The 14,902-nt window shown below is 70.6% G+C and carries 11 protein-coding genes; 9 read left to right on the plus strand and 2 right to left on the minus strand.

What is annotated here, in order from left to right:
- Nucleotides 1–210 precede the first annotated feature (210 nt).
- The 3 genes from dxs (at nucleotide 211) to AB5J53_RS36275 (ending at nucleotide 5,349) form a co-directional block, all read left to right on the plus strand.
- Nucleotides 211–2,142 carry a 1-deoxy-D-xylulose-5-phosphate synthase gene (dxs, locus tag AB5J53_RS36265; protein WP_369249822.1) on the plus strand — a complete coding sequence of 644 codons (1,932 nt, stop codon included), beginning with the start codon at nucleotides 211–213 and terminating at the stop codon, nucleotides 2,140–2,142.
- 146 nt (nucleotides 2,143–2,288) lie between these two features.
- Nucleotides 2,289–3,812, plus strand: coding sequence for an amino acid permease (locus tag AB5J53_RS36270; RefSeq protein ID WP_369249823.1), 1,524 nt, complete (start codon nucleotides 2,289–2,291; stop codon nucleotides 3,810–3,812).
- 73 nt (nucleotides 3,813–3,885) lie between these two features.
- A complete protein-coding gene (locus AB5J53_RS36275; protein ID WP_369249824.1) occupies nucleotides 3,886–5,349 on the plus strand; it encodes an ArnT family glycosyltransferase in 1,464 nt (487 codons plus the stop codon).
- A gap of 19 nt (nucleotides 5,350–5,368) precedes the next feature.
- Here the strand turns inward: AB5J53_RS36275 and AB5J53_RS36280 are convergent, their stop codons facing one another.
- Entirely contained in the window at nucleotides 5,369–5,791 is a 423-nt protein-coding gene (locus AB5J53_RS36280; protein ID WP_369249825.1) for an NTP pyrophosphohydrolase, read from the minus strand.
- A 4-nt stretch (nucleotides 5,792–5,795) separates the two neighbouring features.
- Nucleotides 5,796–6,692 carry a hypothetical protein gene (locus AB5J53_RS36285; protein WP_369249826.1) on the minus strand — a complete coding sequence of 299 codons (897 nt, stop codon included), beginning with the start codon at nucleotides 6,690–6,692 and terminating at the stop codon, nucleotides 5,796–5,798.
- A gap of 101 nt (nucleotides 6,693–6,793) precedes the next feature.
- Here AB5J53_RS36285 and AB5J53_RS36290 point away from each other — a divergent pair, with 101 nt between their 5' ends.
- From AB5J53_RS36290 to AB5J53_RS36315, 6 genes are all read left to right on the plus strand, one after another.
- A complete protein-coding gene (locus tag AB5J53_RS36290; RefSeq protein ID WP_369249827.1) occupies nucleotides 6,794–8,008 on the plus strand; it encodes a CapA family protein in 1,215 nt (404 codons plus the stop codon).
- Nucleotides 8,009–8,286: 278 nt separating this feature from the next.
- Nucleotides 8,287–10,545 carry a HAMP domain-containing protein gene (locus AB5J53_RS36295; RefSeq protein ID WP_369249828.1) on the plus strand — a complete coding sequence of 753 codons (2,259 nt, stop codon included), beginning with the start codon at nucleotides 8,287–8,289 and terminating at the stop codon, nucleotides 10,543–10,545.
- A gap of 6 nt (nucleotides 10,546–10,551) precedes the next feature.
- Complete coding sequence (gene pgsB, locus AB5J53_RS36300) at nucleotides 10,552–12,171, plus strand: poly-gamma-glutamate synthase PgsB (protein ID WP_369249829.1); 1,620 nt, start codon at nucleotides 10,552–10,554, stop codon at nucleotides 12,169–12,171.
- A complete protein-coding gene (locus AB5J53_RS36305) occupies nucleotides 12,168–12,650 on the plus strand; it encodes a poly-gamma-glutamate biosynthesis protein PgsC/CapC (protein ID WP_145486594.1) in 483 nt (160 codons plus the stop codon). The genes pgsB and AB5J53_RS36305 overlap by 4 nt, the downstream gene beginning before the upstream one ends.
- 37 nt (nucleotides 12,651–12,687) lie before the next feature.
- A complete protein-coding gene (locus AB5J53_RS36310; RefSeq protein ID WP_369249830.1) occupies nucleotides 12,688–13,743 on the plus strand; it encodes an NlpC/P60 family protein in 1,056 nt (351 codons plus the stop codon).
- 89 nt (nucleotides 13,744–13,832) lie between these two features.
- The gene (locus AB5J53_RS36315; RefSeq protein ID WP_369249831.1) at nucleotides 13,833–14,849 is read left to right on the plus strand and encodes a hypothetical protein; all 1,017 of its coding nucleotides are present in this window, start codon (nucleotides 13,833–13,835) and stop codon (nucleotides 14,847–14,849) included.
- Nucleotides 14,850–14,902: the final 53 nt, after the last annotated feature.

Here is a 14,902-nt window from a genome sequence, read left to right on the forward strand (position 1 = left end):
GGCGGTACCGGGCACTTCCATGTCCGGACCCGGGTACTTCCCCGTCCGTGAGCGGGGCGTGCGCAGGGACCTGAAGGGAACGTGCGTATGGATGATTTACGGCCGAACGCGCGACCTACAAGGCGGAGCCCGGCCGCTGCCATGAAAGGCGGAACATTAGACTCGACAGACCCGGCAAAGCTCGATCAGCTCTACTGCAAGGAGGCACGGGTGCCGCTGCTGACCCGCATCAGGGGACCGCGCGATCTGGACCGGCTCAGCCTGGAGCAGCTGGACCAGCTGGCCGGCGAGATCAGGACCTTTCTCGTCGAAGCGGTCTCCAAGACAGGCGGCCACCTCGGCCCCAATCTCGGTGTCGTGGAGCTCACCATCGCGCTGCACCGCGTCTTCGAGTCGCCCAAGGACAAGGTGCTGTGGGACACGGGCCACCAGTCCTACGTCCACAAGCTGCTCACCGGCCGTCAGGACTTCTCGAAGCTGAAGATGAAGGGCGGCCTGTCCGGCTACCCCTCGCAGGCCGAGTCCGAGCACGACGTCATCGAGAACTCGCACGCCTCCACGGTCCTCGGCTGGGCCGACGGTCTCGCGAAGGCCAACGAGGTGCGCGGCAAGAGCGACCACGTCGTCGCCGTCATCGGCGACGGCGCCCTCACCGGCGGCATGGCATGGGAAGCGCTCAACAACATCGCCGATGCCAAGGACCGCCCCCTGGTGATCGTCGTCAACGACAACGAGCGTTCGTACGCCCCCACGATCGGCGGCCTCGCCAACCACCTGGCGACCCTGCGCACCACGGACGGCTACGAGCGCTTCCTGGCCCGCGGCAAGGACCTCCTGGAGCGCACCCCGGTCGTCGGCAAGCCCCTCTACGAGACCCTGCACGGCGCCAAGAAGGGCCTCAAGGACTTCATCGCCCCGCAGGGCATGTTCGAGGACCTCGGCCTGAAGTACGTCGGCCCGATCGACGGCCACGACATCGAGGCCCTGGAGTCGGCACTCGCCCGCGCCAAGCGCTTCGGCGGCCCGGTCATCGTGCACTGCCTCACCGAGAAGGGCCGCGGCTACCAGCCCGCTCTCCAGGACGAGGCGGACCGCTTCCACGGCATCGGCCCCATTCACCCCGACACGGGCCTGCCCATCAAGGCCTCGGGTGCCGACTGGACCTCCGTCTTCGGCGACGAGATGGTCGAGCTGGGCAAGGAGCGCAAGGACATCGTCGCGATCACGGCGGCGATGCTGCAGCCGGTCGGCCTGAAGAAGTTCGCGGACGCCTTCCCGAACCGCATCTACGACGTCGGCATCGCCGAGCAGCACGGCGCCGTCTCCGCGGCGGGCCTCGCCACCGGCGGACTGCACCCCGTCTTCGCGGTCTACGCGACCTTCCTCAACCGCGCCTTCGACCAGGTCCTGATGGACGTGGCCCTGCACAAGTGCGGCGTCACCTTCGTCCTGGACCGGGCGGGCGTCACCGGCACCGACGGCGCCTCGCACAACGGCATGTGGGACATGTCGATCCTCCAGGTCGTTCCGGGCCTTCGGCTCGCCGCGCCGCGCGACGCCGACCAGGTCCGTGCCCAGCTGCGCGAAGCCGTCGAGGTGAAGGACGCGCCGACCGTGGTCCGCTTCTCCAAGGGCGCGGTCGGCCCGGCCGTGCCCGCCGTGGGCCGGATCGGCGGCATGGACGTGCTGCGCGCTCCGGGCACCGACGCGCCCGACGTGCTGCTCGTCTCCGTCGGCGCGCTCGCGCCGATGTGCCTGGAGATCGCCGACCTCCTCGACAAGCAGGGCATTTCCACGACCGTCGTCGACCCGCGCTGGGTCAAGCCGGTCGACGAGGCCATGGCCCCGCTCGCCGAGCAGCACCGCGTGGTCGTCACCGTCGAGGACAACTCCCGCGTCGGCGGCGTCGGTTCGACGATCGCGCAGGCCCTGCGCGACGCGGGCGTCGACGTCCCGCTGCGCGACTTCGGCATCCCGCCGCGCTTCCTCGACCACGCCTCCCGCAAGGAGGTCATGGCGGAGATCGGCCTGACCGCGCCGGACATCGCCCGCCAGGTCACCGGCCTCGTCGCCAAGCTCGACGGCCGTTTCGACCGCACTGCGGCGCAGGCCGTGGACTCGGTGGAACCCGCGCGCGACTGACGTACCCTTCGGGTCCGATGGGCCGGTTTCGGCACCCTGTACGGGTGGTGAAACCGGCCCTTTCGCGTGAATCGACTTATGTCGGGGCATACGCAGCACGAGCCCCCTCGATCATGTCGAGGACGACAAGCGTGGGAGGTACGCCCGTGAGCAGCACCCTCTTCAGAACGAAAAGGGTCGAACAGTCGATCTTGGACACTGAGGAGCCGGAGCACGCACTCAAGAAGTCGCTGTCGGCTCTGGATCTCACCGTCTTCGGCGTCGGTGTCATCATCGGCACCGGCATCTTCGTCCTCACCGGCAAGGTCGCCAAGGAGAACGCGGGCCCGGCGGTCGCCCTGGCCTTCGTCGCGGCCGGCGTCGTCTGCGCGCTCGCCGCGCTCTGCTACGCGGAGTTCGCCTCCACGGTCCCCGTGGCCGGATCCGCGTACACCTTCTCGTACGCCTCACTCGGCGAGCTCCCCGCCTGGACCATCGGCTGGGACCTGGTCCTGGAGTTCGCGCTCGGCACGGCGGTGGTCGCCGTCGGCTGGTCCGGCTACATCCGCTCGCTCATGGACAACGCGGGCTGGCACATGCCGGAGTCGCTCAGTGGCCGGGAGAACGCCACGGGGTTCGGCTTCGACATCCTGGCCGCTGCCCTGGTGCTGGTGCTCACCGTCATCCTCGTGATCGGCATGAAACTGTCCGCGCGCGTCACCGAGGTCGTCGTCGCCATCAAGGTGACCGTCGTCCTCATCGTGATCATCGCGGGCGCCTTCTTCGTCAAGTCCGCCAACTACAAGCCGTTCATCCCCAAGGCCCACGCGGTGGAGGCGGGCGCCAGTCTCAAGGCGCCGCTCATCCAGCTGATGTTCGGCTGGGCGCCGTCCAACTTCGGTGTGATGGGCATCTTCACCGCCGCCTCCGTGGTCTTCTTCGCCTTCATCGGCTTCGACGTCGTGGCCACCGCCGCCGAGGAGACCAAGAACCCGCAGCGGGACATGCCGCGCGGCATCCTCGGCTCGCTGTTCATCTGCACCGTGCTGTACGTCGCCGTGGCGATCGTGGTCACCGGCATGCAGCACTACACCCAGCTGTCCGTGGACGCCCCGCTCGCCGATGCCTTCAAGGCCATCGGACACCCCTGGTACGCGGGCGTGATCAGCTTCGGCGCCGCTGTCGGCCTGACCACCGTCTGCATGATCCTGCTCCTCGGCCAGACCCGGGTGTTCTTCGCGATGAGCCGTGACGGGCTGCTGCCGCGCTTCTTCTCCCGCGTCCACCCCCGCTTCAGAACCCCCCACCGGCCGACGATCCTGCTCGGCGTGATCATCGCGATCCTGGCAGGCTTCACCAGCCTCAGCGAACTGGCCGAACTGGTGAACATCGGCACGCTCTTCGCCTTCGTCGTCGTCGCCATCGGCGTGATCATCCTCCGCCGTACCCGCCCCGACCTGCACCGCGCCTTCCGTACGCCGTGGGTGCCGTTCCTCCCGGTCGTGTCCGTCCTCGCCACGCTGTGGCTGATGCTGAACCTGCCCGCCGAGACCTGGCTCCGGTTCGCCATCTGGATGGTGATCGGCTTCGTCGTCTACTTCCTGTACGGGCGTTCGCACAGCCGCCTGGGCCGTCACGAGGAGACGACGGTGGGCCAGGTACTGAGGCCGCCGGGCCGGGACGCCGAGTAATCGGCCCGGTTGATGCCCTGGCCCCGTATGTCCCGCTTCGGTGCAGACTGCGGGGCCGGATAGCGTGCACCGTATGCTCGCCGAGCTCCTGGAATCACCACGCTCCGTCATCAAGTCGCGAGTATCGGACCGCGGCTACTGGAGACGGCTGCTGCCCGTCCTCGCGGTGCTGGTCTGTCTCACCCGTGCCCCCTCCTTCGTACGGCCGCTGTGGAACCCGGACGAGGGCTATCTCGCCGTACAGGCGCGGATGCTGGCGCACGGGGGAGAGCTGTACGACACGGTCGTGGACCGCAAACCGCCGCTCGTGCCGTGGCTGTACGAGGCGGCGTTCGCGGTGTGCGGCTCCGGCTCGCTCACCTCGGTACGGGTGCTCGCGGTGGTGGCCCAGCTGGCGACCGCCGTGCTGCTCGCGTCCCTGGCCCGGCGCCGCTGGGGCGCGCGGGCCGGGTGTACGGCGGGCGTGCTGTATCTGCTGGCCTCCATCGGCCTCAACCCCGAGGACGCGCAGGCCGCGACCTTCGAGGTCTTCATGCTGCCGAGCACCGCCGCGGCGATGTGGTGCGCGGACCGGCGCCGCTGGGGTGCGGCCGGGCTCGCCGTCGCGTGCGCGCTGCTGGCGAAACAGACGGGTGGGGCGGTGCTGGTGCCGGTGGTGTGGCTGCTGTGGCGGTCCGCGGCGACGCCCCGAAGCGGCCCGGTACGCCTGGGAGTTGGGCTGGCCCTTCCCGTCCTGTGCGCGGCGCTGCTCACCGACCCCTCGGGGTTCCTGTTCTGGACGGTCACCGGTTCGGGCGCGTACGCGTCCTTCACCGGTTCCGAACTCCACGTCCTGGTACGGGGGCTGGTCAACACCGGGATCCTGGCGGTGGCCTGCGCGGGCCTGATCCCCCCGGTGGTACGGGTCCTGCGCGTCGCTCGCACCGGCGCGACGGAGCTCTGGCTGTGGCTGGCCTCGTCGGCGGGGGCGGTCCTGCTGGGCTTCCACTTCTTCGGCCACTACTACCTGCAACTCATCCCGCCACTGGCCCTGTTGGCGACGGCCGCGCTGCAGATCCTGCCCCGTGACCGGCTGGTGACCGCGCTGCTCACCTCGGCCTGCTGCTGCACGCTGTTCCTGGCCTGGGGGCTGCTCGCGCCTCGCCCCGAACTCACCCACGCGCAGCGGCTCGCGGACACGGTGGCCCACCGTACGGGCCCCGGTGACCGGGTCCTGGTATGGGGCATACACCCCGAGACGTACTGGCTCGCCGACCGCACCCCCGCCAGCAGGTATCTGACCGCCGGGCTCCTCACCAACTACAGCGGCGGGCGCGACGGCCCGCAGGTCGGCGAGAAGTACGCCGTCGCGGGCGCCTGGCCGATGTTCCGGCAGGAGATGAGCGCGCACACGCCCGCCCTGGTCGTGGACGACTCCCGCGGCAAGCCGTACGCACCCGACCGCGTCGAGAGCCTGCGCCGCCTGCTGGCGGCGCGCTACGAGGAGGTGGGGAGGGTCGACGGGGCGGTGCTGTACGCCCGGGTGCCGGGGGAGTGAGGAGCGCGGGCCGCGCCGGTCAGCCCAGTACGGTGCGCGGCCCGGTGACCTGGGCGCCCAGTTCCGCCACCCGGCGCCGCAGCTCGCGGTCGGCCGTCACGACCAGGCACGGGCGGTCGCCGGCCGCCGCCGTGAGTTCCGCGATGAGGTCGTCGCCGCTGCCGGGCGCCTCCTCCACGCGCACCCCGGGCACGGAGGCCACGCCCCGGGCCGCGCCCTCGACCACCAGGATCAGCTCCAGCGGCCCGGCAAGGCCGCCCGCTCCGGACCGCGCGAACGGCACCAGCCGCTCCCTCAGACGTTCGGCGGCGGCGCGGCGGTCGCGCCACCAGCCGTCGGGCACGGACCCGACGACGTTCGCGCCGTCCACAACGAGCAGCGGCAGGGGAGTGGCCGGGGCCGTGCCACCCGGGGTGTCTCGGTCGTCCGCGTCGTCCGCCATGCCCTCAGGTTGTCACAGGGGCGGTCGCCCACCGGCGTGTGATCTCGCTGACGGCGGTGGCCGCGCGCTCGGCGGGCGGCCCGTCGACGCGCACCTCGGGGGCGAACTCGACGTGCAGGAACGGCACGTGTGCGGCGTCGGCGGCCCGGCCCTCCACGTTCTCCTCGCCCTCCAGCGGGCAGTGCCGCGCCCAGGCCCGGCACACGTGGAAGCCGTGCGTGCGCAGGGCGTCGGCCAGACCGCGGCCGTCCGCGCGGCCGGCCGATCCGGCACCGGTGGAGGCGACCACGTCGTAGCCGGGGGCCGAGGAGGCGGCCATGCCGTGCAGCTGGACCCCGGGCATCCCACGGCGGACCAACTCGGCGCAGATGGCGTAGAAGACGGTGTCCCGGCGGTGCGCCATGTCCGCGGAGTTCCCGCGTCCGGCTTTGCGATGTGCTCCTGCGATCACGAGAACGCCGCCGGGGGAGTCGCGCAGAACCCGGACGCCCAGCTGTTCGGTGCCGTGGTCGGCGACCGGGTGCGGGACCTGGACCGACCAGCGCGGACGGTGGTCCAGGTCCATATAGACCCGGCCCCAGCCGCGCGGCGTCACGGCGTCGTCGGTGCGGTCGGCCACTTCGGTGTAGCGGTGTTTGGAGACCCGGTCGAAGACGGTGCGCACCGTGAAGTCGCGTTGAGAAAGCAATCGTTCCGCTTGCTCACGGTGGCCGTCGACGAGCAGGCCGACCGCCTCGGCGATGGCTGTACGGTCCGCTCGGCCGGGCTGCCGGTAGCCGTGGTCCGGGCCGAAGCGGCTGGTGTAGTCCTCCACCTCGCGCGCCAGGTCGACCTGCTGGGCACCCGTGCCGGAACGGGGGCCGGGAGCGGCCTCACCCTTGTCGCGGGTGGCGCGGAGCACAGCGGTCAGCCCGCCGGCGAGACCAGCGATAACCAGTAGAATTGTTGCGATCGTTATGATCCGCGAGCGAGTGGCTCTCATGGTTGTATCAAGATATCCCGGTGAACAAATGCCGTAGCCGCACCCTGCTGACCCTGCTGATCCCGCTCCTCGCCGCCGCCGTCGCCGGCTGCGGCCTCACCTCGGACGACGGGGGCGACCAGGGCGGCGGGCGTTCCTTCACCGTCGCGGCGGCCGGGGACATCCTGATGCATCCCGAGCTGGTCGACCAGGCCCGCAAGGACGCCAAGCGCACCGGCAAGGGCGTGGCCGGGCTGGACTTCGGGCCGATGATGGCCGGGATCAAGCCGGTGATCAGCAAGGCCGACCTGGCGATCTGCCACTTCGAGCCGGTGATGGGCACCGAGAAGGGTCCGTTCGAGGGGTTCCCGGACTTCCAGGTGCCGCCGCAGACCGCGAAGACCATCAAGGACCTCGGCTACGACACCTGCTCCACCGCCTCCAACCACACGCTCGACCACGGGTACACCGGAGTGAAGCGCACCCTGGACGCGCTGGACGCCGCCGGCGTGAAGCACACGGGCTCCTTCCGCACCCAGAAGGAGGCGCTCACCCCGCTGATCATGAACGTCAAGGGTGTGAAGGTCGCGCAGATATCGTTCGCGTACGGCTTCAATGAGCCGCACCAGATGCCGAAGGGCAAGCCGTGGGTCGCCAACCAGCAGAGCCTCGGCCGGATCAAGGACGCTGAGCAGCGGGCCCGCAAGGCCGGCGCCGAGGTGGTGATCCTCTCCCTGCACTGGGGCCACGAGCATGAGCCGAGCGCCACCGCCACGCAGCTCTCCTTCGCCCGGCAGCTCGCCCACCACACCGGCATCAACCTCGTCATCGGCCACCACGCGCACGTCGTCCAGCCGATGGAGAAGGTCGACGGCCTCTGGGTCGTATACGGCATGGGGAACCAGATCGCCCGCCACGAGCAGCCGACGGGGCTGACCGAGGAGGGCGTGATCGGATGGTTCACGTTCACCGAGCACGGCAAGGGCCACTGGGAGGTCCAGCCCCGTTTCGAGCCGACGATGCTGCAGATCCCGCCGGACGCCGAGAATGCCACGGACGGCGGCAAGGCCACGTACGGCGACGACGACGTCCGGGACTACCGCCTGCTGGACGTGCCCACCGCGCTCCGGGACGACCACGACCTCACCGACGGGCAGCGGGCCCGGCTGCGGCTCGCCTTCGAGCGCACCGAGGGCACCTTGTACAACCGCGGCGCGGCCAAGGACGGTCTGAAGCCGCTGACCCCGATGCCCTGACGGCGGCGGCCGACCGAATGACCCGCACGTTTGCCCAGAACTAGCTGCATAAACGCGGATGTTGCGCAGATCACATGGGTAAGTGCGCAACTTGATGGGGCTCTTACCTATCTGAGTGCTGTGGATACACCTGAGCAACAGTTGTGCCCCTAGTGCACACAGATTCGAAACATGTCCCGGCTTCCTCGTGCGGACCGATCACCCGCACGCCCTGAGAGGACCCTCCCTTGGCGTCACCGCCCCCGTCGCGGCAGCACCGAGCTCGCCGACGAGCCGATATGTCGCTGATCGGAGGCATCCGCCCGCCGATCGCGGTCCTGTCGGTGCTGCTGCTGTCACTCGCCGGTATCACGGCACTCGTGCTGGGCCGCGTCGACAACGGCGGGGTGCCGAAAGCGGTGCAGACCTCTCAGCAGCACTTCGCGGAGGACGGCGCCATCGCGCTGCGTGCCTCCATCGACGAGTCCGTCACCGACCTCACCCGGTCCGCCGCGCTGTTCAGCGCCGGCCAGCCGGTCTCCGGCGACGCCGTCCTGGACAAGCTCGGCAGCACCTACCAAAAGTGGACGGGTACCGCCGTCGTCGAGATCCGCACCGGCAAGCTGGTCGCGGCCCGCGGCGAGACCGTCCCGCTGACCTCGGTGAACGCCTCCGCTCTCGGCGACGAGGGCGGACTCGCGCCGCGCATGGTCCAGCTGAAGAACGGTGAGGCGCGCCTGCTGTCCTTCGCGCTGCTGTCGTGGCCGGGCAAACCGCAGCTGCTGCTCGTGGCCTCCAACAACCTGACGTTCCCCGGCATCAGCCTCGGCCAGTTCCGCTCCATCGCCGTGGTCGACCGCGACGGCGCGATCCTCAGCAGCGACGGCATTCCCGAGCCCGAGCAGGTACGCACCAGCACCGACCGCAAGGAGATCAAGCTCTCCCGCAAGCAGCTGAAGGACTTCGCCCAGCTCGCCGCCCGCAAGGCCCGGCAGGACCCGCGCAGCAGCAAGGAGCCCGGCACCGGCGGCTACCAGGGCGTCAGCGGCAGCCTGGTCGGCGGGCACGTGCTGAGCGACCGGTCCGTCGCCGGATACGCCACGCTGGCCGCACCCGACCCCGGGGAGGTCACCACCGCCTCAGGCCTCGGCCTGTCCGTGGTGGCCATGGTCAAGGTGGCCGAGGACCCCACGCGCACCCAATCCCTGGTGGTCGGCCTGCTGGCGGGCGGCGCGCTCCTCGTCGTCGGCGCCATCGCCGTGGCGGTGCTGCTGGGCACCGTGCAGCGCCCGCTGATCCGGCTGTTCCTGGAGTCCCGCCGACTCACCCGCGGCGATCTGACCCGGCCCGTCACCGTCCCCGGCTACGGCGAGGCGCGCCGCGTCGGCCACTCCCTGGAACAGCTGCGCCGCCAGCTGCTCGGCGAGAGCGCCGACGCCACCCGCCCCACGCCGCGCCCGCGCGGACTGCGCCGGATCGGCACCCGGGCCCTGCTCGCGGTCTGCGCGGTGCTGCTGCTGGCCTGGTCGGCACCGCTGATGCTGCTGATCAACCGCGCCGACAGCACGGCTGTCGTACCGCAGCAGCTCGTCAGCGACCAGCGCGAACGCACCGACACGCTCAGCGACCGGGTGCGCCGCGCGCTCAACGAGGGCAGCGCCGACCTGGAGTCGGTCGGCTCCCTCATCGGCAACCGCACCGAACCCGAGGCCATGGAGAAGGTGCTGGAACGCACCCTCGACGAGAACCGGCGCTACCGCTCCCTCTACGTCGTCGACTCCTCGGGCGAGATCCTGGCCCGGAAGGGCAAGGACCCCAAGATGATCCGCTCCCACCGGGTCTCCGACACCCCGATCCGGCTGCTGGGCCGCGGCGGCAAGGAGCCCGTCGTCGTCGCCAACGCCGATATCCCCGGCCGGGACGGCGCGCAGCTGGTCGGCGAGTTCCGCGTCGAGTTCCTCAACGCCCTGCTGACCCGGCCGGGCATGGGCGTGGTCCGCCTCGTGGACGACCACAACAAGGTCATCGCCGGCAACACCGGCTTCCTCGCCTTCCAGGGGCTGCCCGACGACCACCTCAAGGACCTGGTCGCGGCCAGCGCCCAGCGGCTCGGCAAGAAGGCCCGCGCGAACGGGGTGCTCTACCGCGAGCACGGTGTGCGGATCGCCGCCGCCGCCCCGTTCGCCGGCAGCGGCCCCGCCGAGTCCCTCGGCTGGAGCGTGGTCAGCTGGCAGCCCGCCAACCGGCTCGCCATCCCCGAGTACGACGCCCAGAACCGCACCGTGCTCGCCGGACTGCTCGGCGCCGCCGCGGCCGTCGCCTGCCTGGGCTGGCTGCACATCGTGGTGGCCCGGCCGCTGCGCTCGCTGGCCGACCGGGCCGAGGCGCTGGCCGGCGGCGACCGCAAGACCGTGCTGTTCCCGCAGCACCACGATGAGGTCGGCGCGGTCACCCGCTCCCTGGAACTCATCCGGCAGCAGCTGCAGGACCAGCGCCGGCAGCAGCCCCGCCGCACCCCGCCCCAGGCGTCCGCGCCGCAGCAGTACACAAGGAACTGATCACCCGTGCTCTTCCTCTACACCGTGCTGCTGGTGTGCTGCGCGATCCTGCTCGTCGCGGGAATCGTGGAGCAGCGGCGGCACTTCACCAACCTGGACCACATACCCAGCCGGGTTCTGGTCAACGGCATCCGCGGCAAGTCGTCCATCACGCGGCTGTGCGCGGGCGCCCTGCGCGGCGGCGGGCTGACGACCGTGGCCAAGACCACCGGCACCGCGGCCCGCTTCATCCACCCGGACGCCACCGAGGAGCCGGTCTACCGCAAGTTCGGCATCGCCAACGTGGTCGAGCAGATCGGCATCGTTCGGCGCGCCGCCGCGTACCAGCCGGACGCGCTCGTCATCGAATGCATGGCCGTCATGCCGGCCCTGCAGGAGATCAACCAGTCCAAGCTGATCCGCTCCACGATCGGCGTGCTGTGCAACGTCCGCGAGGACCACCTTGCCGAGATGGGCCCCACCCTGGACGACGTGGCGCGCTCGCTGTGCCGCTCGATGCCGGAGGACGGCATCTGCGTCACCGCCGAGAAGGACCGCTTCGACATCCTCCAGGAGGAGGCCGACGCCCGGAACTGCCGGCTCATCTACGCCGACCCGGACACGGTCAGCGACGAGGAGCTGCGCGGCTTCAGCTGGTTCACCTTCAAGGAGAACGTGGCCATCGCGCTGACCGTCGCCGAACTCCTCGGCATCGACCGGGAGACGGCACTGAAGGGTATGTACGAGGCCCCGCCGGACCCCGGTGTCCTCTCCGTCGAGCGCTATCTGACGCCCGAGGGGAAGAAGGTGCGCTTCGCCAACGTCTTCGCGGCCAACGACCCCGAGTCGACGCTGATGAACATCAACCAGCTGCTCGACCTCGGCGCCATCCACCGCCCGCTCAACGTGGTCATCAACTGCCGCCCCGACCGAGTCGAACGCAACGGGCAGATGGGCGAGATCATCCCCGACCTCGACCCCGAGCGCGTCTTCGTCATCGGCCACCCGGCCAAGTCCGCCATCGACGCCATCCCCGCCGAGTTCCGTTCGCGCGCCGTCGACCTCGGTGGCGACAAGCGCGACCCGGAGGAGTTCATGGCCAAGCTGCTGGAGCAGCTCGGCCCGGACTCCTCGCTGGTCGCGATCGGCAACATCCACGGCCAGGGCGAGAATCTGCTGGAGCACCTCGCCGAACTCCCGCCGGACGACAGCGCCGACGAGCCCGTGGCCGAAGCCCCGGCCGGCCGCGCCGGGACGGCGCCCGCCGTGGTGGAGCACGTCGAGACCGTGCAGCTGTACGCGCCCCGCATCGACCCGTACCAGGGTTACCCGGAGGCGTACGAGTCGCGCTACGCGCAGCAGCCGTACGTCCAGCAGCTCCCCGTGCAGCGCGACGCCGTATACCCGTACCCGTACCCGGACCCGGAGCGGGCGAGCCAGACGGGATACGGCCAGCCGTATCCGGACGACGCCTGGACGCAGCAGTACCACGGTGACCAGCCCGCCCCCGCCGCGCCGCAGGCGCACCCGGAAGGCGGCCCCTCGCTCGGACAGGGCCCGTCCCGCGGGCTGTTCGAGCCCCGCATTCCTCCCCAGCCTTCCGCCGACGACAGCCAGCAGTGGCACAGCCCAGGAGAACAGCGTTGATCCCCTCCGTCCTCACCCCCGAGATCGCCGCGATCGGCATCGGCCTGGGGTTGATGTTCTCGCTGATGTGCTACCTGACGACCAACCTGTCGCCGGGCGGCATGATCACGCCCGGATGGCTCGCGCTCACCCTCATCGAGGACCTGCAGCGGGCCGCGCTGGTGGTCGGCGTGACCGTCCTGACGTACCTCGCCACGCTGCTCATGCAGAAGTTCGTCATCCTGTACGGCAAGCGGCTGTTCGCGGCTGTGGTGCTCAGCGGCGTGCTCATCCAGGCCACCGTGATCATCGTGCTGCAGATGGAGTTCCCACTGCTGTACGCCAACCAGACGCTCGGGTTCATCGTCCCGGGCCTGATCGGCTACCAACTGGTCCGCCAGCCCAAGGGCGCGACGCTGCTGTCCGTCGGATCGGTCACCCTCGCCACGTATGTGGTGCTGACCGCCGGCATCCTGCTGGGCGCCATGCCCTCCGCCTGAGCCCGCCTGTTCCCGACGCATACCAGGAGCCCTCACCATGCCGAAGCGCAAAGGCCGCCCCGTCGTCCATGCGGCGACGGTGCTCGCGCTGCTCGCGGGCAGCGCGTACTTCACGTACGAACTGCGCAAGGACGAACAGGCGAAGGTCCCGGCCGCCCAGACGGTCACCGACAACGCCCTGCAGAACTCGGGCAAGGCGACCGGCAAGCAGACCTGGGAGCGGCTGAACGACCCGGCGCGTTCCGTGCTGCGCGACGCCAGGGGCGCGGTCATCGCCACCTTCACCGACGGCGCCCGCACCGCCACCCTCAAGGGCCCGTCCCGCACCTTCACCGAACCGGCCAACACCAGCACCAAGGTGGTCACCGACGACTGGGTCCGTCTCATGCCGGAGCCCTGGACCAAGGGCGCCCAGAACCAGCAGTGGTTCAAGGACTGGTTCAAGCAGTACTACAGCAGCCAGGAGGACGACGTCTTCGCGATCGCCTTCCAGTACGTGCAGGGCGCGCCGGTGAAGAAGGACTCCACGGGCGTGCCGTACGAGGGCGACGCGGTGTTCGGCCCGTACAAGGCGGACGGTGTGGACCGCCTGGAGCAGAACGACTTCTACGACTACCTCGGCATCCCGTACACCTTCCGCAACGGGACCACGATGGAGCCGCGCAAGGAGCGCTACCGCGCGCTGGACTGCTCCGGCTTCATGCGGATGGTGTGGGGCTACCGGTCCCGCTACCCGCTGATGGCCACCGACACCCTCGGCGACGGCCTGCCCCGCTCGGCCAACGGCATGGCCCGCTCCAAGGTCGGCGTCGACATCATCAAGCTCCAGGGCTCCGCCCCCTGGTACACCCGCCCGAAGAACATCGACACGCTGCAGCCGGGCGACCTGCTGTTCTTCAAGATGGACCACCGCACCGCCGACCACATCGACCACGTCGCCCTCTACCTGGGGCTGGACGCCGAGGGACACAAGGTCTTCGTCTCCAGCCGCAAGGAGCAGAACGGCCCGACGATCGGCGACAAGGGCGGTGTCTCCCGCATCGACGGCAACGGCTTCTACGCCGAGCTGTTCCGCAGCGCCAAGCGCCTGTGAGCGGGCGACGGGTGTCCCCCTGCTCGAGCGAGGCCGTGAGCTTGGGGGAGGGTCTCGGTGACGGGCCCGCCCCCGATTAAAGTGAACCGGTGAACGGCGACTGGCTCATACGCGGCCGCGACGGCAGGCTCAGTGTCTACCTGCTGTCGGAGGCCGCCGTCCGCTGCCGGGCCGAGCGCGGCCCCGGCGGCCCCTGGGACCCTCCGCGCACCGTGGGCGGCGACCAACGTCTGCATCCCGTGCTCGCCGTGGGCCAGGGCCCCGACGGCTACGCCCACCTCGTCTCGTGGCGCCCGACGGTCCGCGACGAGTCGGGCCTCGTGCACTCCACGCACTTCCGGCCGCGCCTCGCCGCCCTCGACTGGAACCCGATCGGGCACCCCGACAGGACGGGGGGCCGGACCGGCTCGCCCGCCGTCGCGGTGGACGCGCAGGGGCGCGCCCATGTCTTCGTACGCAACAAGGGCGGCGGAGTGAGCATGGTGGCCCAGAAGGAGAAGGGCGGCTGGGATCCCTGGCGCGACCTCAAGGGACGTGAGGTGCAGGAGGACTTGGCAGCGGTGACGGGCGAGTCCGGACGCGTCGAGCTGTACGCGGCCGTCCCGGGCGGCATCCTGCACTGGCGCCAGGAGGAGCCGGGCGCGCAACCGGTCCTGGAGGAAGCCCTGGAGACCCCGATCCGCCCGGGCACCCTCCGGGCCCTCGCCACCTCCCCGGAGTCCACCACCGTCTTCTTCACCGACGAGGCGGGCGACCTGTGCGCCTGGCGCCCGGGCGGCAAGCCCGTGCCGGTGCTCGCCAGCGCCGGACCCGGACCCGTCTCCGCCATTCGCTGTGAACTCGACGGCTACGACTGCACGTTGCTCGCCCAGCGCTCAGCGAGTGGCCGCGTCGTCTTCGCCGCGTACCCGACCGAGCAGGAGTCGGCGGGCGCCTGGTGGGCCGAGTCGGGCCCCCAACTCCCCGCCGACGCCCGGGTGTCACTGGCGGAGGACGAGGACGGGAGGGTGGTCGCGGCGAGCCTTTCCCCCGGGAGCGGGGAACTGCTCCTCACCCGACGGAAGGACGAACCGGGGCTGGCCCTGGAGGCGTGGCGCCCGGTGTGAGGGGATTTTTTTCGCCCCCTCCGCCCCTACCCGTCCCGTACCAGCCTTTCGGC

The organism is Streptomyces sp. R41, from assembly GCF_041053055.1.
Classification (GTDB): Bacteria; Actinomycetota; Actinomycetes; order Streptomycetales; family Streptomycetaceae; genus Streptomyces.

Bases quoted from the DNA above. Each gene is read 5' to 3' on its own strand.
- AB5J53_RS36275 (WP_369249824.1), top strand. From the start codon at position 3,886: ATGCTCGCCGAGCTCCTGGAATCACCACGCTCCGTCATCAAGTCGCGA.
- AB5J53_RS36280 (WP_369249825.1), bottom strand. From the start codon at position 5,791: ATGGCGGACGACGCGGACGACCGAGACACCCCGGGTGGCACGGCCCCG.
- AB5J53_RS36295 (WP_369249828.1), top strand. From the start codon at position 8,287: ATGTCGCTGATCGGAGGCATCCGCCCGCCGATCGCGGTCCTGTCGGTG.
- AB5J53_RS36310 (WP_369249830.1), top strand. From the start codon at position 12,688: ATGCCGAAGCGCAAAGGCCGCCCCGTCGTCCATGCGGCGACGGTGCTC.